The following is an 18,827-nucleotide window of genomic DNA, read 5'->3' on the forward strand; positions in this document are numbered from 1 at the left end:
TCAGCGATCATATTTTACCAAATTATAGGTCTCAATAATAGAAATAAGATGTTTAGCGTAATCAGGATCACTATTAAAACCTGCAGCTTGTAGCTTTTCTGCCGCAACTTTATAACTCGTAGTTCCTGCCACCTCTTTATAGGTTGATTCTCCCCATCTACCTTGGTGCAGTTCTTCTAGATAAGATGACATAGAACTTGACCAGTCTCTAAAAACTGCAAAATCTACTTTTTGATATTGCCATTTGCCTTTACTATAAACATTATCCTTTAGATAGATATGTTCTTGTCCTGGCCGAGCAGGGAGACTGTAGATATTATGGTATTTAACAGATAAGAGACTACAACCATAGTTCGACTCATATGCGGCTTGGCTAAGGAGAATCGACGCAGGGACACCATAGTTTTTAGACATTTTTTGTGCTGTTGGCGCTAAGTTTTCAATAAACCCTTTCTGCGTATAGGCAACCTTTACCGTACGAGCATTATCAGCTGTAGATGCATGACGAATCAGCGGTAAGAGAATCCCTAAAGCGAAAACAGCAACTAAGATTATAAAGGCTTTTAGTTTAAAACGTCGTCTCACTTAGCTTTCTCCTTTAATAGTACCAGATATTCTTCCAAAGTAAGATTATGTGCAGTCATGTACTCTGCTGATTCTTTACCAACGTAGCGGAAATGCCAATCTTCATACCCCACACCTGTTGACGATGTCTTACCATCTGGGAAACGAAGAACAAAGCCATACTTTGGCGCTATTTTTTTGACCTTAGCCACAGTAGCTGGATCTGCTTCATCTAAGCTGTCTACAGTACTCATGTCAATCGCAAGACCTGTCTGATGCTCACTAGCACCTGGTGGTTGTGAATAAGTCTGAACCTTCTTCTCAGCCTGGGACTCTGTCAAAGTCGGATCATCAGCCATTTCCTGCTGAACATAACTGTTATAAAGTTCTGTCTGATAAGCAACACTACGATAACCCGAAATCAAATGATAGCTTGGATTAATTTCTTGAGCTGCTGCTAAAAATTCTTCAACATTTTTCGCAATTCTCGCATCTACAGAAACACCATCTACGTTAGCAAGCTCAGGATTAAGCTCTTTAGACTTGTTATCTCGATTTACCAAAAGCAATTTCCAGTCTTTAGGCGATACATCAGGTAGTCCTTTTGTATCCTTGCTTTGAGTCGAATCGGTAACTTCCTTACTATTTTTTGTTACTGACGATCCATTGGTTTGTTGGACCGTACGACTGACACCAAATACTGAATAAAGTCCTGCTGTAACTAAAAGAATTACAGTCAAGACGCCACTGATAACCAAATACCAATTGGTTTGTTTTTTCGCCTGACGGCGACTTGGATAGCTATCTTTTACCATTGTCTTTTTTCTATTATCTCTCGTCCAACCTGACGATAAGTCATATCGCCAAGTGTTTCCAATGTGAATTTACCATTTTCATAAGCAACGACAGTAACCGAACCGTTGTCCAATGGAGGATGCTCGACAGAAGGATCCATTAACCAAGCAAAAGTTGCAATGGTCATACTGTGACTAACGACGAAAGCATCACCACCACCGGATCTTTCAAGATCCTCTGCAATAGCTGTAAAACCTTCTATAATACGTTTTCTGAGAACTTCCCAAGATTCTGCCCAACCAGCCGTATCTACATCAAGGATACTCTGGGCAAGCTCAGGATAAGTTACATCATGTATATTCTTACCTTGAAAAGCAGCTGTTCTCGGCAACACACCATAAAAAAGCTCGCCATCATAGCCACCCTCAAAACTACCAAAACACCACTCACGAATACGTTTGTCATGTTTATAAGGAATAGTTTCCAAACCCATCTCACGTAAAATGATGTCCATGGTCTGAATAGTTCGACCTGAATCACTAGAATAAGCAGATTTGAACGGGATACCTGCCGCTTTCAGACCTACTCCCAGCTCACGAATTCCTTCTTCACCGAACGGGGTCAAAGGGCTATCAGACCAACCTTGGACACGACCAATAGTGTTAAACATAGTCTTGCCGTGTCTCGCAATATATAACTTAACCTTACTCATGACTCCTCCTTCTTTCCGTCATTTTGAACTCATTATAGCACAAATCCACCTGACTATCTAGCTAGCGAAATCATCAGAAAATGCCTTACCAATCCGGTAAAGCACTTATCATCCGTTTAGTTTTTAAAGCTGTGAACAGGGGCTGGGATTTGGCCACCACGCGCAATGAAGTCAGCCGATGAAGCTTTGTTTACCTTCATTACTGGTGCATAACCAAGAAGACCTCCAAGTTCCAACATGTCCCCTTCCTTACCATAAGGAATAATACGAACAGCTGTTGTTTTCTGATTAATGACACCAATAGCCGCTTCATCGGCAATCATGGCCGCAATTGTTGTATCTGGCGTATCAGCTGGAACGGCAATCATGTCTAGACCAACAGAACAGATAGCCGTCATGGCTTCCAATTTTTCAAGGTTGATATGCCCAGATTGAACTGCTGCAATCATTCCTTCATCTTCAGAAACAGGGATAAAGGCACCTGACAAACCGCCGACCTGGTTACATGCCATGATACCACCTTTTTTAACCTGGTCATTAAGAAGAGCTAGAGCCGCAGTAGTACCATGCGTACCAACAACTTCAAGCCCCATGGCTTCAAGTACACGAGCTACCGAATCACCTACTGCTGGAGTTGGTGCAAGAGACAAGTCTACAATACCAAACTCGACACCTAGACGTTCGCTAGCCATTTGACCAACCAACTGCCCTACACGTGTGATTTTAAAGGCAGTTTTCTTAACTGTTTCAGCTAAAACATCAAAACTTTCACCTGGAACCTTCTCAACAGCACGTTGCACAACACCAGGACCTGAAACCCCAACATTGATTACAACGTCAGCCTCACCAACACCGTGGAAGGCACCTGCCATAAATGGATTATCTTCAACCGCATTAGCAAAGACAACCAATTTACCTGGACCCATTGGATCTGCCTCAGAAGCCTCTTTAATGATACGTCCCATATCACGTACCGCTGTCATGTTAATACCAGTTTTTGTTGAACCAATATTAACAGATGAGCAGACAAAATCAGTCTCAGCAAGCGCACGTGGGATAGAATCAATAAGAATCTCATCACCTTTTTGGTAGCCCTTTTGAACTAATGCAGAGAAACCACCAATAAAGTTAATGCCAATTTCCTTAGCTGCACGGTCTAGTGCCTTAGCAAACGGTACATAATCTGTCGCATCTGTCGCCGCACCGATAATTGAAATCGGAGTAACAGAAACACGTTTATTAACAATCGGAACACCAAGTTCAGCCGCAATTTCGTCACCAACAGCTACCAAGTTCTTAGCCTTAGAAACAATCTTGTTGTATACCTTTTCTGCTGCTTTATCAATATCTGAATCGATACAGTCTAGGAGTGAAATTCCCATGGTGATAGTACGAACATCAAAGTTCTGCTCCTCAATCATAGCAATGGTTTCTGTAACCTGTTTAATATCCATTTTCAACTACCCCTATTTTATAAGTTGTGCATAGCATCAAAAATCGCTGAGCTTTGGATATTGATTTTGACGTTTAATGATTCACCAAAAGCTTCTAATTCAGCACGTAGGTGTGTAAAATCTTTCTTATCTTCCGATGATACAACCGCCATCATGGTAAAGAATTCATCAAGGATTGTTTGAGTGATATCATCAATATTCAAACCAAGCTCTGCGACCTTAGTCGCAACACCTGCAACAATACCCGCTTTATCCTTACCTACAACTGTAATAATCGCTTTCATGAGAAGCCTCCATCATTTTATTTTGTATAATTTTAGCATGTTTTGATTAAAAATGCTATTTTTTATAGAAATTAAGCCTTTTTTATTGAAAAAAACGAATGTTTCTACGACATTTAACCAGTATCGTTGATAAAATTTAGTCTCTATCAATCCAACAACTTGTGGATAAACTTGTTAACAAGTAAAACAATACAAGTCTAATAAAACCTTGAAAAATCAAGATTTAACACTTATAACATACTTATCCACACCTGTGGATAAGTATGTTGGTAACTTGTCGATAAAGAAAAATATCGCCAAATTTTAGCGATATCTTAGCTTTATTTCCACTTTAGATTAACATGAGCATTCATTTCTTTATAGGCAGAATCTATACGCTCTTTAGTTTCTTCATCTAGTTTATTTCTGTATTTTCCATCTTTAATGAAATCCTCTAAAATATAGGTTTGATAAGTATATAAAGGATATCCCTCTGGCGAAATTGTTCCCTTAGGTGTGCGGTTAACCCAGGTTGGATGCGCTTGAGCTGTCTTAATCGTGGTTTGACCATCCTTTTTCTCAAGAGTGACATCCATTAAGACACCCCTCTCTGTCCATGCTGCACTATCCACACCATCCATAGTCTCTATGCGCTGGTTAGAGATGAAATTCCCCATTGAGTAAATAATGAGTTTTTGCTGTCCATCCTTTTTAACCACTTCAGACGGCTCAACCACATGAGGGTGGCCCCCAAAGATAATATCAGCACCCCAATCAATCATCTTATGGTAAAGCTTTACCTGTTCATCTGTCGGTTCCAAACGATATTCCACGCCCATCTGTGGCATGATAACCGTAACGTCAGCCTCTTTTTCAGCACGCTCAATCTCTACTTTCATCCGTTTTTCATCAAGATTCGACAAATGATTCGCAATCTCTTTTTCGGTCAGATTTGACTCCAAGCCATTGAAACCATAGGCATAAGAAAGTATTGCCACCTTGATGCCATTAACATTCTTGATAAACAGAGGCGCCTTATCACGCACAGGATTTTCATAAACACCAACAGGGTCAATGCCCACTTCTTTAAATGCATCGGCTGTTGTAAAAGCTCCCTCTAAACCAGAGTCCAAAATATGATTATGGGCCAAATCCATAACATCATAGCCGGCATCACTAATAGCTGCCGTCACTGATTGAGGAGCATTAAACAGAGGGTAGCCTGACAAAGGATAATCAGGATTGATAGTTCCCTCAAAATCACCCAAGACCAAATCAGCCTGCTTTAACCATGGCTTCACATATGTAAAATTTTCAGTAAAATCATAACTGCCATCTGCCTGCAAGGCACTCATATAGAGACCGTCATGATAAAGCAAGTCCCCATTAGCCATGATACGTGCTGTCTGTACTTGATTTGAAACACTCTTTTGCTGCTCATTTTTACTATGAATAATCAAAATTTCAAGAAAAAGCAAACCTAAGACAAGAGCAATCAACCTCATCAAAATCTTATTAGTCATCGTATTGTCATGCTTTTTAGCTTGGCTCTGTTTCATCATATCTCCTTTTTCATACTCCTAGTGTAACAAAAAAATGTTATCCATAGATGATAAAAAAGATTAATAAACGGTTACATCAGTTCTGTTGCAAAGTTTTAAATCTACTATCAAATAAGTTAGAATAATAGAAAAAGATAGCAGGAGGAATGACGATAAATCATTTTAAAGGAAAGCAATTTCAGCAGGATGTGATTATTGTAGCCGTGGGCTACTATCTTCGTTATAACCTTAGCTATCGTGAAGTTCAAGAAATCTTATATGATCGTGGCATTAACGTTTCTCATACGACGATTTATCGTTGGGTGCAAGAATATGGCAAACTACTCTATCAAATTTGGAAAAAGAAAAATAAAAAATCCTTTTATTCATGGAAAATGGATGAAACGTACATCAAAATTAAAGGAAAATGGCATTATTTGTATCGAGCCATCGATGCAGATGGTTTAACCTTGGATATTTGGTTACGTAAAAAACGGGACACACAAGCAGCCTATGCTTTTCTTAAGCGGTTAGTGAAGCAGTTTGATGAACCGAAGGTTGTAGTCACAGATAAAGCCCCCTCTATTACAAGTGCCTTTAAGAAACTAAAAGAATACGGCTTTTATCAAGGGACAGAACATCGTACCATTAAATACCTGAACAATTTGATTGAACAAGACCATCGTCCAGTAAAGAGACGCAATAAATTCTATCGAAGTTTACGCATTGCCTCTACCACGATTAAAGGCATGGAAGCCATTCGAGGATTATATAAGAAAACCCGAAAAGAAGGCACTCTCTTCGGCTTTTCGGTGTCTACTGAAATCAAGGTATTAATGGGAATAACAGCCTAAATCATAGATACCGTAAGGGATTTTATTCTTTATTTAAAACTTTGCAACAGAACCGTGATACCTTTAAAGTTCTTTCGATGGCAATGATCTCCAAAGTTGGAGGAGCTTCAGGTCCGCTATATGGTTCAGCATTCATGAACATGATGAAAGCGACAAAGGATGTTGACGTCATCAATTCACAAGAGCAATTAGGGAAAATCATCGAAGAAGGTACAAATGGGATACAAGCAAGAGGAAAAGCTGAAGCAGAGGATAAAACAATGCTAGATGTTTGGTTGCCTGTTACGGAAGCATTAAAAAACAATCAGCTAACCGCAGACGTCATCGAAAATGCCAAAGAACATACTAAAAATTTGGTCGCAAAAAAAGGACGTGCTTCTTATTTAGGGGAGCGGGCGATTGGACACATTGATCCAGGAGCAGCTTCTAGTGCAATCTTATTCCAGACATTACTTGATGTGATTCATGGATAGAAAGGGCTATTTATAAACTGTAAAAGCCTATCTTTGAACGACAGCATAAACTGTTGCAAAAGTTAGGCTTTTTATCTGCTTTCGTGTGTCTACCTAGAGCTTTTTCTGACAGAAGTATCTACCAAAAGTTAAACGAAGAAAGTGAAAATCGAGAAGAAAGAATCACTCTTTAGCATGAAAAAAAAGAACTTTATCCTGATTAAAATAACGAAACAATCAAATATGACTTGTGCAAAAAAAGAGATGAGACCACTGCTACTTTTAGCAATGGTCTCACCTCTGTTTTACTGGTTATCGTCAGGTCAAAACGGTTTTTTTACAACCTATCTGCGGTATTCAAGAAGCTGTTTTTCTCTGTTCATTCTTATTGCTTGATGCAGACCAGCCTTTTCACAATCTTATCCACGGTGTTCAAGAAGCAACTCCTCAGCAATAAGCGCTAGATTTCCAAAATATGAGAAACTATTTTAGAAATCTAGTTCTTATTTGCTCGGAGCTGGACGCTTCTTTCACAACCTCTATCCTCGATCTTTTTGGTCATACACTTCTTTGACGTTGATAAATTGATCAAGTATTGGATTTTCTCCTTTTAGGTCAACTTCGAAACGGATACCGTCAATATTGATTCTGGCGTTACGGTAGTAGTCAGTTCCTAGTTGTCCCCATGCAGGAGTTGAGGCATCGACATTGCAGAAGATATCAAATCCTTGTTGTTTCAAGTAAGCAAATTTTTGATTTGCTTCAGAATAAGGTTGCCAATCGCTGATGTCAGCGCCAAATGGGTAGATCAAAATATTTGTTTTGCCTAAAATAGGTGCAACTTCATTTTGCCAACGTTCATTATCTTGTTGGATATCGGCTAAAGAAGCTTGTGTCATATTCAAGTGTCCCCAAGTATGAGAAGCAAAACTCCAACCATCTTTCTTTAATTGATCAGCAACTTTTTTGGCTGCTTCGATTTCTTTGTTTGTTTTTTCGTTATCACCATATTCTGATTTTGATGTACGGTAACCTAATACACCATTATAGCCTGTTAAAGCTAACGTTCCTTTGGCGCCTTGATAAGAAAAATCGGGATGTTTTTTAATGAATGAATCGATCAATGGAACCATATCATAGTCACCAACAGTTTCCTTCTTATTGTCGATATAAATATTCTTGATTTGGTTCTGTTTATCGACAATCAACTTACTTGGAAATCCTGAATTGTCCATGTATTCATAATAGCTGACATCGTCTTGCGAAAGAATTAACGGTTTCTTTCCTTCTGGAAGAGAAACACCTGTAAAGGTCAGTTTTCCATCTGTTCCTTTTTTGACTAATCCATTTAGATTAACAAGAACATAGTTATTTTTATATAACTGATCAAGGGTTTTATTGAATTCGGAAATAGTGACCATATAATCTTTATACCCTTGTGCTTGCTGGGTATGAAAAGCCTTAGCTGGATCAACAATCAGACTATGAAAGAAGACGTGTGAGATTTTGGTCGGGTCTTCCCATTTTACCAAGGATTCTTTTTCTTTTTTCAAAGTTGCTAACAATTGTTGCGCTTCTTTGGCGTCGTCTTTTTCAAGTAAGGCGATGGCTTCATCATAATGATAACTTGCAGCAAGCTGTTTTGCTTGATCAAGCTGTTTCGTCGTTTGTTTATCTTCAACAGGTTTTGAGCTGCTGCTTGAGTGTTGAGTTGTTTGACTAGTGTTTTCTAATTTATTGTTTGTTACTGCTTGTGTAACAAAAAAGATACTTACACCTAGAATAATAACAGTGCATACAGAAGTGACAGCCAATATGATTTTGTGTGTATGTTTCATTTTATCGTCCCCTACTACTTTTTGATTTCAAAAACCCCCGTAAGCTTTTCTTAACCTTTTGAAAAACGGTTCTGTTGCAAAGTTTTAAATCTACTATCAAATAAGGTAGAATAATAGAAAAAGATAGCAGGAGGAATGACGATGAATCATTTTAAAGGAAAGCAATTTCAGCAGGATGTGATTATTGTAGCCGTGGGCTACTATCTTCGTTATAACCTTAGCTATCGTGAAGTTCAAGAAATCTTATATGATCGTGGCATTAACGTTTCTCATACGACGATTTATCGTTGGGTGCAAGAATATGGCAAACTACTCTATCAAATTTGGAAAAAGAAAAATAAAAAATCCTTTTATTCATGGAAAATGGATGAAACGTACATCAAAATTAAAGGAAAATGGCATTATTTGTATCGAGCCATCGATGCAGATGGTTTAACCTTGGATATTTGGTTACGTAAAAAGCGGGACACACAAGCAGCCTATGCTTTTCTTAAGCGGTTAGTGAAGCAGTTTGATGAACCGAAGGTTGTAGTCACAGATAAAGCCCCCTCTATTACAAGTGCCTTTAAGAAACTAAAAGAATACGGCTTTTATCAAGGGACAGAACATCGTACCATTAAATACCTGAATAATTTGATTGAACAAGACCATCGTCCAGTAAAGAGACGCAATAAATTCTATCGAAGTTTACGCACTGCCTCACCCACGATTAAAGGTATGGAAGCCATCCGAGGATTATATAAGAAAACCCGAAAAGAAGGCACTCTCTTCGGGTTTTCGGTCTGTACTGAAATCAAGGTATTATTGGGAATCCCAGCTTAAATCATAGATACCGTAAGGGATTTTATTCTTTATTTAAAACTTTGCAACAGAACCTTTGATTCCCATAGCGAAGTTCGTTTTTGTTCCTTAGGAAAAACTTGACTGATATACTAGTTTTGAAATGACGAGTAACTCTGTACTTCATCAATAATCAAGTATTGAATTTTAATTGTATACTTTTTATGCTTGAGGGATGTCTACTGTAATACAGCTACTGCAAAAAAATCAGTACACTTATTTTCTTATAAAGGATATCAAGAACTAAGCTCAATGGTATGCATAGAAAAGAAAAAGCCGATAAAATGAGATTTTGATATCTCGAATTATCGGCTCTGCGTCTTTGCGTCTGGCTCTGTAATTACAGTTATTCTAAACTTCGTTATTTCAATTAAAATTTCTTGTCTGCATTTAGGACAAAATAGAGGGAAATTTTTTAATTCAGTATCTTCCCTCATTTTTAAACGGGTCTTATTGCCACATATAGGGCACAGTATCCACCTAGTATTTACAATATCTATATCCTCCTGTTCTAATTAACAACTCAATATTCATTTTAAAAATTTCTCTTTAGTTCACTATCAATGTAAGTTGATTTTATTAAACATATGCCTTACTTTGTCTATTCTATTATTTGGACGACGTGGTTGGAAAGCAGACTTAATGTTAGTAACCTGATAACCTTTTAACTCTGTTAAACAGACACTGCGTCCATTTGTAAAGAAAGTTAAACTGTTTCGATACTCTTGAATACAACGGGCTGGAATTTCACCAATGAGAATGACCTCGTTACCTTTTAACTTAGTATTTAAAATATTTGCACAATATTTGGAAGCATCATTATATGCTCTCGAAAGATATTCTTGTGGTACATAAATTTCGAAGCTAAGATATGGCTCTAATAACTCTGTACCACTCTTTCTAAAAGCCTGCTCTAGTACAATAGGCGCAAGCATTCGGAAATCTGCTGGCGTACTGACAGGGCTGTAATATAGACCATACTTAAAACAGATCTTACAGTCTGTTAATTTCCAACCGTACAATCCTTGTTCACACCCATAGCGTATACCTTCCATAACTGCATTTTGAAATGATTGATTTAAATAACCTAGAGAAACCAGGCTCTCATACTGAATGCCACTACCCAAAGGAAGTGGTGTTACAGATAAACCAATAGAAGCCCAGAAAGGATTTGGAGGTACTTCGATATCAATGGTAAATTCAGATTTTTTTAATGGTCTTTCCATATAAATGACAGTTGGTTTTCTTGTTTCTATCTCAATATGATATTTTTCTTGAATCAGAGTACAAGTTACCTCCATTTGGACCTCACCTAAAAAAGATAGCACAATTTCGTGAGTTACTGTATCTACATAATATTGTAGAAGGGGATCACTATCGGATATTTCAAAAAGTGCATCTAGTAACTTTTCTCTTTGTACTGATTTACATGGTTCAATTGTTGTTTGTAACATAGGAAGAGGATTCTCAAGAATTTCTCTATGTGGTAATCTTTTTTTATCTCCAAGTACGTTATTTAGTTTTAAAAGCTCATTTTTTAAAATAATAATCTCACCAGGCTCTGCCTTATCTATCTGGCGTAATTCTCCATTTATTGAAGTATACATTTCTGTAACTTTTATTTTTTCCTTTTCTGATATATTGACTGAGTCTCGCAAATGTAGCGTTCCACTATAAAGACGTACATAGACAAGCCGTTGACCATCATCTGAATATTCTACTTTAAAAACATTTCCACAAAGTTTATCTGAATTGAGTTGTGTGGGTGAAAATAATTTGCTAGTAATTACCTCTATAAGTTGTTTAATTCCAATATTATTCTTTGCACTTCCGTGATAAACAGGATATAAGGAGCAACTTTGAATTCTTTCGTTTTCCTCCTTTTCAAGTTCTGCAATATTCAATGTTTTCCCAATGGTATATTTTTCTAATAAATAATCATTTCCCACAATTACTGTCTCCCATTGTTCTGGTTCAGTATAATCTATTACATAAGGTTTCAAATTTAGATTCACAGTCTGCTTAATTATGATGTCGTCAGAAAGTTTGTCCTTAATATCTTGATAAACATCTGGCAAATTTATTCCATTTTGATCAATTTTGTTAATAAAAAATATTATAGGTATGTTCATCTTTCTAAGTGCATGGAATAGTATACGAGTTTGTGACTGTACTCCATCTTTTGCAGAGATTAGCAAAATAGCTCCATCCAAAACAGATAATGAACGGTATACATCTGCCAAAAAATCCATGTGTCCAGGAGTATCTACAATATTTACTTTAACATTTTCCCGTTGAAAAGATGTTATTGCGGTCTGAATAGTAATACCTCTCTGGCGTTCCAAAAACATAGTATCCGTTTTCGTTGTACCGCTATCTACACTTCCTAACTCTTTAATTGCTCCGCTACTGTATAGTAAGCTTTCTGTCAAAGTAGTTTTTCCTGCATCAACATGTGCTAAGATACCGATATTAATAATTTTCAATTTTATTTCCTCCATTCAAAAGCTCAAAAAGCAGAAAAAATCCCAGTGATAAATACTCTTATCACTGGGATTTTAATACAAAAATAGCTGTATACTACACACTGATAGCCACAGATGCTTTATGATAAAATGATAAAAGTATTCTTAAACTGGGCACAAAAAACCAGTCCTTATTTTAAATAAGGATGCTTAATTAATTATTCCCGCTATCTAATTGACAGTTTATTTAAGAATACCTTGCCGCATTTTTATTATCTCCTTTTGAATGTTATCTTAATTCTATCATATGATAGAATGCTTGTAAAGCCAACCATATTTTTTGAACGAAAGGGAAATTAATGAGAAATTAATGGAAGTTAGTGTAGTAGTTGAAGATAACTCTTCAGAATGGCTATCAAAATTCAGCGATTTAATAACGATTTACAAGTTCATAAGGGATTCTTTATTCATCCAGCTATTATATTACTTTTCAGGTCAATAGGACAACTGTCCACAACCTTTCTACAAATATATTACGTATAATTTTTGAAATATATACTGCTTAACAAAATATTTTGCAGTGGTTCCAATAGTTTTGAATTGTTAATATTAAGTTTGACTTGGAAAATATCATTAAAAGTTATACTGTTTATTTGGAAAAAATTGGAGAGACCTTTTTAAGTAATGTAATGAAAATAGTTATAAGTTAGAATAAAGGTGAATTTGCTTATACTTCTCATAGAAGGTTGATTTCACGCTATATTTTGGATTATTTATGCTAAATCATTATAAGTTTGCTATAGTGACATACAATTTTTTTTGCTTATACTAAATATTCAAGTATTGTTTTCATCTTAATATTCTTTATTCATTCATTATTATTTTCCAGTTATCCTTCTTCTCTAAAGTTAATTGGTATTGGGAAATATTTTCAATCTTTGTTTCATTGTCTAAATATCGAACGGCTATTTTTACTAGATACTGTTTCTCTTTCTTCTGAATAATTGGATTCACCAACTCAGAGTAAATAAAGTTTTGACTGATTATTGGTAAAACATCTTCCATCATATAATAATCGGTTCTGTTGCAAAGTTTTAAATCTACTATCAAATAAGGTAGAATAATAGAAAAAGATAGCAGGAGGAATGACGATGAATCATTTTAAAGGAAAGCAATTTCAGCAGGATGTGATTATTGTAGCCGTGGGCTACTATCTTCGTTATAACCTTAGCTATCGTGAAGTTCAAGAAATCTTATATGATCGTGGCATTAACGTTTCTCATACGACGATTTATCGTTGGGTGCAAGAATATGGCAAACTACTCTATCAAATTTGGAAAAAGAAAAATAAAAAATCCTTTTATTCATGGAAAATGGATGAAACGTACATCAAAATTAAAGGAAAATGGCATTATTTGTATCGAGCCATCGATGCAGATGGTTTAACCTTGGATATTTGGTTACGTAAAAAACGGGACACACAAGCAGCCTATGCTTTTCTTAAGCGGTTAGTGAAGCAGTTTGATGAACCGAAGGTTGTAGTCACAGATAAAGCCCCCTCTATTACAAGTGCCTTTAAGAAACTAAAAGAATACGGCTTTTATCAAGGGACAGAACATCGTACCATTAAATACCTGAACAATTTGATTGAACAAGACCATCGTCCAGTAAAGAGACGCAATAAATTCTATCGAAGTTTACGCATTGCCTCTACCACGATTAAAGGCATGGAAGCCATTCGAGGATTATATAAGAAAACCCGAAAAGAAGGCACTCTCTTCGGCTTTTCGGTGTCTACTGAAATCAAGGTATTAATGGGAATAACAGCCTAAATCATAGATACCGTAAGGGATTTTATTCTTTATTTAAAACTTTGCAACAGAACCACATTTGACTCTAATCCAGAAAATGCCAATAATTTTAACGATGAAGTAGCCGTTGTTGGACTCACAAAGCAGACCATCATTGGCAATAAAAATGAAACCTTCAAAGTCCAAGATGACAAAGCGCAAAAATTTGCGAGTGGTTCTCTCAACACGTCAACAGATGGTGGCGTCTACTTCACCGATACCTCTGGCTCTAGGAAAAGGCGTGCTGAAACCATGCAAAAACTCGATACCTATATCGATGAGCATGGAGGTACACCAAAAGCCCCTGAACAGACGACAGGAAAAACCAGAGACGGAGGTGGTGTCACAACAGGGGATGTCCCACAAGGCTATAGCCTCACCAAAGAAATCAATACCTCAAGCCACACAGGACTGTCTTATCCTTGGGGACAATGTACCTGGTTTGTCTATAACCGAGGAAAAGAAGTCGGTGTTAGCTTCGGAAAGTATATGGGAAATGGTGGCCAATGGATGAGTGCCCCAGGGTATCAGACAACTCATACCCCAACCGAACACTCCGCTCTATCTTTTAGCCCAGGGCAAGCTGGAGCAGATCCAACTTATGGCCACATCGCCTTTGTGGAACAAGTCAAATCAGATGGCTCCATCCTCATCTCTGAATCAAACATCAAAGGACTAGGAGTCGTTAGCTACCGCACTTTTGATGCAGAAACAGCAAAACAATTTACTTATGTCATTGGACACTGATGATGGTTTTAATAATATTAATTTTTAGTATTATTAATTTAGATACGTTTAAAATCAATACTAAATGTTATAATTAATACAAAAATGACTAGGCGATCTAATGAACGAAGTTGCTAAATCAGAAAATCAAAAAGAAGAATCAATCAAAAAAACTTACAATCTTTTGATTTATTTAAAAATGAGACAGATATCAAAACAACAGATATCTTTGAAATAAGTAGTCCTTTTGAACAAGCTCTCCCCAACATGATTAAAGAAAGTTTCCCATTTGATATCTTAAACTTATTTGATACTAAAGGACCCCCCTATTCAACTTTTCAAACCAATATCTTAATCCTAACACTAAAATACTAGATTTCAATAATGCTACTCTATATGAGGTTGACTTTGACAGTCTATCTCCTGACACCAAAGCGAAACTTCAAGAGGTCGCTTATAAAATTGGGGAATCTAGAAAAGTAGAAGGAAATCTTAGGGCTGTAATTGTAGACACAACCGATCAGAAGAATCGTGTTGAAGATTTGACATTAAGGAAAATGACCAATAACAACGAAAATCAAGTTCCTAGTGATCTAATCGCTCAAGCTCAACTTAAACAAATCTATAACTTACTGTTAGATATCAAAGAAAATCAAGATTATCAGATTAGATGGGAAAGAAACAATAGTATACTAGCTCCATTTTATTCAGCTCGTACAAAAGTTATAGAAGCCAACAATAGCAAATATTTCAGAGAAAAAGTTAAGTCACTAAAGGATGCAAATACATTATTTGAAGAATCAGTAAGTGCTATTAAATCTGATATAATTTCAAATAGAGATGAAATTATTAAGAAAATCAGCCAGCCAACATACCGTCAAGCCTCTTTACAAACACATGCTGATTTTTTACTTCAAGACATAGAAATTATGACTAAAATTGTTGGTATGCAAATTTATATCGATTTAACATTAAATAATGAGGAGATGGCACATGATAGGCTACTATCTTTTGAGGGTTCAATGGAATTAGTTTCTAAGCAAGACATTCCATACAAAACAAATTATTTGAAAGAACTAGCAAAAAAACTTCTTTATGTAAAAAAATCAAAATGGATAAAGAATAATAGTATCCCAAAAGTGAGTTTGTTAGAATTAATTCATAATCATTACAGCTACTCAAAAAACAATATTGACTTATTTATTAATATTAATACTAAATTAATTGAATTCCACCAAGATAGTAACGTTAACTTAAGCAATACCGAAACAGCAAAAATCGAAACGGAGAAAAAAATGACTCTAAAAACGAAGAAGTGTAAAACTTGTAAAAAAACAATCTCATCACCTAAAACAATACCAATTTGTGATGCATGTCGTAATAAGGGCAAACAATTGACAGTGGTCGGGGTCGCTTTGCTAGTTTTTTTCAACAAAATAATAAATAAGAAGAATTAATCTTTTTAACAGCAGGAGAGTATTTTACTCTTCTTTTTATTTTTAAGAGGAGAATAATATATGCTAGTACAATTGCCAGAAGAACAAACTCAAGAAATTCAGCAAATGATTGCAACACTAATAAAGAATGAAATTCATCATTTTAAAGAGGATATTGGGGCTGACAGCACTTTTCTAAACAAAAAACAGACTTACAACTACCTAGGTATCTCTAATAATACACTTGATATTGGGATTGCAATGGGATTACCCTATATCCGAATCGGAAAATCTATTCGTTTCAACAAGAAAAGTATCAATCAATGGATGACAAGATTAGAAATCAGCGCATAAGGAGGTAAATATGTCTATTAAGAAAACAAAAAAATGGAACATATCAATTACGACTTTACATTCCAGAAGATGTTCAAGCAAAATTGGGTTTAGGTAAACTTTTTGAAAGAAAATATAAAACCAGACGAGAAGCCAAAGAAGTAGAATTAAAACTTTCTATCGACATTAAAAATGCTAAGTCTGGAAAAAGCCATATAAACATAAAAAATAAAGGAGAAATCATATTCAAAAAATTTTATGAAGATATTTGGCTCGAACCATACAAAGCAGGTCAAACCACAACAACAATAAAACCACCCACAAAAGCAACAGTTTTCCAAACAGAAAATATATTCAGGCTACACATTTTACCCATTCTGGGTAAATATTCTATCGAATACCCAAATAATAATAAACAACTTATTCTTTCATTACTTACTCCCAAAGCAAATAGCTATGCTAATTTCAAAGTAATTAGGAGCTATGTTAATTCTGTTTTCGATTGGGCTGAGGAACTAGAATATGTTCCATCAAATAAACTCCGCAAAACAATTACTAGAATTAAAGCTAATAAAAAGATTCTCCTTAAAGAAAGCAAACGAGAGGAAGATTTATCTCTCGATAAAGAAGAGCTGAAATTATGGTTACAAGCTTTTGACATAGACTTAGAGAAAGGACTTATTGATTTAAAAGACTACACTCTCTTTTATACGACATTCTTTTTATCCGATAGAAAATCAGAAAGTTATGCTCTTCAATGGAAACACATCAATTTCTCTACTGGAGAAACACTGATAGAACAAGCTTTAGATCGTTTCGGAAATATAAAACCCACCAAAGGTCGTAAGAAGACTCTTTTTAAAACACCTATTGAATTAATTGAGCTATTAGCTAATTGGAAAGCAAGACAACAAGAGGAGTTAAAATTATTTGGATTGCGTCAAACTCAAAAGCAGTTTGTATTCACCTATAATGATCGTTCAAACAACATTAATTTACCTCTTCACGTGGATTATCTAAATTATAGAATGAAGTCAGTCAGACGGAGACATCCAGAACTTGCACCAGCATCACCACACAAACTAAGACATGCAGGTGTTACTCTTGCCAAACAAGCAGGTTATTCTCTTGAAGCTATTTCAGAAGCTCTAACTCATAGTGATAAGCAAATTACAAAGACTTATGTAAATACAAAAGATATAGTTAATCGGACAGTAGGCGATATTGCATTTCGTAGCTTGAAAAAATAATGGTGGAAAATTGGTGGAAACTTTGGTGGAAACTATCGAATTTTGAATAAAAAAAGACACCCAAGATAAAAATCGGCTCTATAATTTCTGTAGTGGGTAAAACTACTGTAGAGATTATAGAGCTTTTTGAGTGTACACAAAAAGTCCCATAAGAACTATAATGAAAAGCAACCAAACCATCATTAGGAAGAACTTATGAGACCTATTAAGAATACCACAGAATTAATCGGAATTAAAGACCAAAATATCAAGATTTCACTTGTTTTTGAAACTGACACTCATATCGAGATTCAAGCAAAACTCGATTACCCTGCACCATCATGTCCTCATTGCCATGGAAAGATGATCAAGTACGACTTTCAAAAGCCTTCTAAAATCCCTCTTCTCGAGCAAGCGGGAACGCCAACTCTACTACGTCTGAAAAAACGTCGTTTCCAGTGTAAAAGTTGTAGAAGTGTCACGGTAGCTGAGACATCTATCGTTGAGAAAAACTGCCAAATCTCTAATCTGGTCCGACAAAAAGTTACACAACTCCTAACTGAGAAAGTGTCACTAACTGATATTGCAAGAAGACTTCGCGTGTCGACGTCCACTGTCTATCGTAAGCTTGATCAGTTTACTTTCAAGGAACATTATGACAAACTCCCTGCTGTTATGTCCTGGGATGAGTTTGGGTTAAAGAAAGGGGAATTGGCTTTTGTGGCGCAGAATTATGAGACAAACCAACTCATAACCATCCTTGATAATCGCCGCCAAACTACTATACAAAAATACTTTTTGAAGTATTCATTGAAAGTCCGACAACAGGTACAGTTTATCACGATGGATATGTCTGGAGCTTATATTCCACTGGCTCGCAAGCTCTTTCCAAACGCAAAAATCGTTCTTGATCGTTTCCACATCATCCAGCACCTTGGACGTACCTTTTTAAAGACAAGAATTGCAATTATGAACCAGTTCGATAAGAAGTCACTACCCTATCGAGCCTTGAAAAATCACTGGCGACTCTTCCAAAAGGACAGCCGTAAACTATCTCTCAACTCTTTTTATTCAAAGACTTTCCGCCAAACTTTAGCACCACATGAAGTTGTTGCGAAGACACTAGTCTTTTCAAAAGAGCTTACTGACTATATACACTTTATCAGCTTTTGCTTTTTCACTTTCAGGAGAAGAGAGTAGATGAGTTCTTTGAACTGGTAGAGGAAAATAGGAGCAAGGTCAATCATTATTTTCAAACTGTCTTTAGGACTTTTCTTAGACACAAGCAATACATCAAAAACGCACTAGAAACGGACTATTCAAACGCAAAACTTGAAGCGACTAATAAAAGGGTTTTCACGATTTTCAAAATGATTAATTTCATTCAATTTGAACTAATTTCATCAAAATAAGGTAAATTTTCAACTAAAATAAGCAAAAATCGAACCAGAAAATACAAAGTTTACCTTATTAGA

The 18,827-nt window shown here is 36.0% G+C and carries 18 protein-coding genes and 2 pseudogenes; 10 read left to right on the forward strand and 10 right to left on the reverse strand.

Annotated elements, in window-relative coordinates:
• The 6 genes from NSQ85_RS00535 to NSQ85_RS00560 all read right to left on the reverse strand — a co-directional run bounded on the left by NSQ85_RS00535 (position 1) and on the right by NSQ85_RS00560 (position 5,347).
• Positions 1 to 585 carry a glycoside hydrolase family 73 protein gene (locus tag NSQ85_RS00535; RefSeq protein ID WP_100284997.1) on the reverse strand — a complete coding sequence of 195 codons (585 nt, stop codon included), beginning with the start codon at positions 583 to 585 and terminating at the stop codon, positions 1 to 3.
• On the reverse strand, positions 582 to 1,379 hold the full coding sequence (locus NSQ85_RS00540) for a M15 family metallopeptidase (protein ID WP_340780897.1): 798 nt from the start codon (positions 1,377 to 1,379) through the stop codon (positions 582 to 584). Before NSQ85_RS00540 ends, NSQ85_RS00535 begins: the two co-directional genes overlap by 4 nt.
• Entirely contained in the window at positions 1,373 to 2,071 is a 699-nt protein-coding gene (locus NSQ85_RS00545) for a histidine phosphatase family protein (protein WP_179973236.1), read from the reverse strand. The genes NSQ85_RS00540 and NSQ85_RS00545 overlap by 7 nt, the downstream gene beginning before the upstream one ends.
• Before the next feature lie 116 nt (positions 2,072 to 2,187).
• Positions 2,188 to 3,525: a PFL family protein gene (locus NSQ85_RS00550; protein WP_111679115.1), complete on the reverse strand. Its 1,338-nt coding sequence runs from the start codon at positions 3,523 to 3,525 to the stop codon at positions 2,188 to 2,190.
• 17 nt (positions 3,526 to 3,542) lie between these two features.
• Positions 3,543 to 3,809 carry an ACT domain-containing protein gene (locus NSQ85_RS00555; protein WP_071417285.1) on the reverse strand — a complete coding sequence of 89 codons (267 nt, stop codon included), beginning with the start codon at positions 3,807 to 3,809 and terminating at the stop codon, positions 3,543 to 3,545.
• 320 nt (positions 3,810 to 4,129) lie between these two features.
• Positions 4,130 to 5,347, reverse strand: a complete 1,218-nt coding sequence (locus NSQ85_RS00560) for a CapA family protein (protein ID WP_340781507.1) — start codon at positions 5,345 to 5,347, stop codon at positions 4,130 to 4,132.
• A gap of 155 nt (positions 5,348 to 5,502) precedes the next feature.
• Here NSQ85_RS00560 and NSQ85_RS00565 point away from each other — a divergent pair, with 155 nt between their 5' ends.
• Both NSQ85_RS00565 and dhaL read left to right on the forward strand, forming a co-directional pair.
• Entirely contained in the window at positions 5,503 to 6,183 is a 681-nt protein-coding gene (locus NSQ85_RS00565; protein ID WP_064355854.1) for an IS6-like element IS1216 family transposase, read from the forward strand.
• Positions 6,162 to 6,656, forward strand: a complete 495-nt coding sequence (gene dhaL, locus NSQ85_RS00570) for a dihydroxyacetone kinase subunit DhaL (RefSeq protein WP_256498068.1) — start codon at positions 6,162 to 6,164, stop codon at positions 6,654 to 6,656. The genes NSQ85_RS00565 and dhaL overlap by 22 nt, the downstream gene beginning before the upstream one ends.
• Before the next feature lie 518 nt (positions 6,657 to 7,174).
• Here dhaL and NSQ85_RS00575 read toward each other — a convergent pair.
• Entirely contained in the window at positions 7,175 to 8,473 is a 1,299-nt protein-coding gene (locus NSQ85_RS00575) for a polysaccharide deacetylase family protein (protein WP_071417287.1), read from the reverse strand.
• A 141-nt stretch (positions 8,474 to 8,614) separates the two neighbouring features.
• Here NSQ85_RS00575 and NSQ85_RS00580 point away from each other — a divergent pair, with 141 nt between their 5' ends.
• On the forward strand, positions 8,615 to 9,295 hold the full coding sequence (locus tag NSQ85_RS00580; RefSeq protein WP_013646119.1) for an IS6-like element IS1216 family transposase: 681 nt from the start codon (positions 8,615 to 8,617) through the stop codon (positions 9,293 to 9,295).
• A 323-nt stretch (positions 9,296 to 9,618) separates the two neighbouring features.
• Here the strand turns inward: NSQ85_RS00580 and NSQ85_RS00585 are convergent, their stop codons facing one another.
• Together NSQ85_RS00585 and tet(S) are read right to left on the reverse strand one after the other, a co-directional pair.
• Positions 9,619 to 9,807 carry a cysteine-rich KTR domain-containing protein gene (locus NSQ85_RS00585; RefSeq protein WP_425531079.1) on the reverse strand — a complete coding sequence of 63 codons (189 nt, stop codon included), beginning with the start codon at positions 9,805 to 9,807 and terminating at the stop codon, positions 9,619 to 9,621.
• Between the two features lie 66 nt (positions 9,808 to 9,873).
• Complete coding sequence (gene tet(S), locus NSQ85_RS00590; protein ID WP_002405437.1) at positions 9,874 to 11,814, reverse strand: tetracycline resistance ribosomal protection protein Tet(S); 1,941 nt, start codon at positions 11,812 to 11,814, stop codon at positions 9,874 to 9,876.
• Between tet(S) and NSQ85_RS10675 the strand changes: the two genes are divergently transcribed.
• The gene (locus tag NSQ85_RS10675; protein ID WP_193393255.1) at positions 11,799 to 11,924 is read left to right on the forward strand and encodes a hypothetical protein; all 126 of its coding nucleotides are present in this window, start codon (positions 11,799 to 11,801) and stop codon (positions 11,922 to 11,924) included. The genes tet(S) and NSQ85_RS10675 overlap by 16 nt on opposite strands.
• Positions 11,925 to 12,642: 718 nt before the next feature.
• Here NSQ85_RS10675 and NSQ85_RS00595 read toward each other — a convergent pair.
• Positions 12,643 to 12,846: a conjugal transfer protein gene (locus NSQ85_RS00595; RefSeq protein WP_017370349.1), complete on the reverse strand. Its 204-nt coding sequence runs from the start codon at positions 12,844 to 12,846 to the stop codon at positions 12,643 to 12,645.
• An 83-nt stretch (positions 12,847 to 12,929) separates the two neighbouring features.
• Between NSQ85_RS00595 and NSQ85_RS00600 the strand changes: the two genes are divergently transcribed.
• From NSQ85_RS00600 to NSQ85_RS00625, 6 genes and pseudogenes are all read left to right on the forward strand, one after another.
• Positions 12,930 to 13,610 carry an IS6-like element IS1216 family transposase gene (locus tag NSQ85_RS00600; protein WP_064355854.1) on the forward strand — a complete coding sequence of 227 codons (681 nt, stop codon included), beginning with the start codon at positions 12,930 to 12,932 and terminating at the stop codon, positions 13,608 to 13,610.
• A gap of 57 nt (positions 13,611 to 13,667) precedes the next feature.
• A pseudogene (locus NSQ85_RS00605) lies at positions 13,668 to 14,375 on the forward strand (CHAP domain-containing protein); the annotation flags it as partial.
• Between the two features lie 536 nt (positions 14,376 to 14,911).
• Complete coding sequence (locus NSQ85_RS00610; RefSeq protein ID WP_340780901.1) at positions 14,912 to 15,811, forward strand: hypothetical protein; 900 nt, start codon at positions 14,912 to 14,914, stop codon at positions 15,809 to 15,811.
• Positions 15,812 to 15,871: 60 nt separating this feature from the next.
• Entirely contained in the window at positions 15,872 to 16,144 is a 273-nt protein-coding gene (locus NSQ85_RS00615; RefSeq protein WP_024704300.1) for a helix-turn-helix domain-containing protein, read from the forward strand.
• A gap of 8 nt (positions 16,145 to 16,152) precedes the next feature.
• Positions 16,153 to 17,373 carry a tyrosine-type recombinase/integrase gene (locus NSQ85_RS00620; protein WP_340781509.1) on the forward strand — a complete coding sequence of 407 codons (1,221 nt, stop codon included), beginning with the start codon at positions 16,153 to 16,155 and terminating at the stop codon, positions 17,371 to 17,373.
• 195 nt (positions 17,374 to 17,568) lie between these two features.
• A pseudogene (locus NSQ85_RS00625) lies at positions 17,569 to 18,764 on the forward strand (ISL3 family transposase).
• Positions 18,765 to 18,827: the final 63 nt, after the last annotated feature.

Source organism: Streptococcus sp. FSL L8-0526 (genome assembly GCF_038007145.1).
Classification (GTDB): domain Bacteria; phylum Bacillota; class Bacilli; order Lactobacillales; family Streptococcaceae; genus Streptococcus; species Streptococcus thermophilus.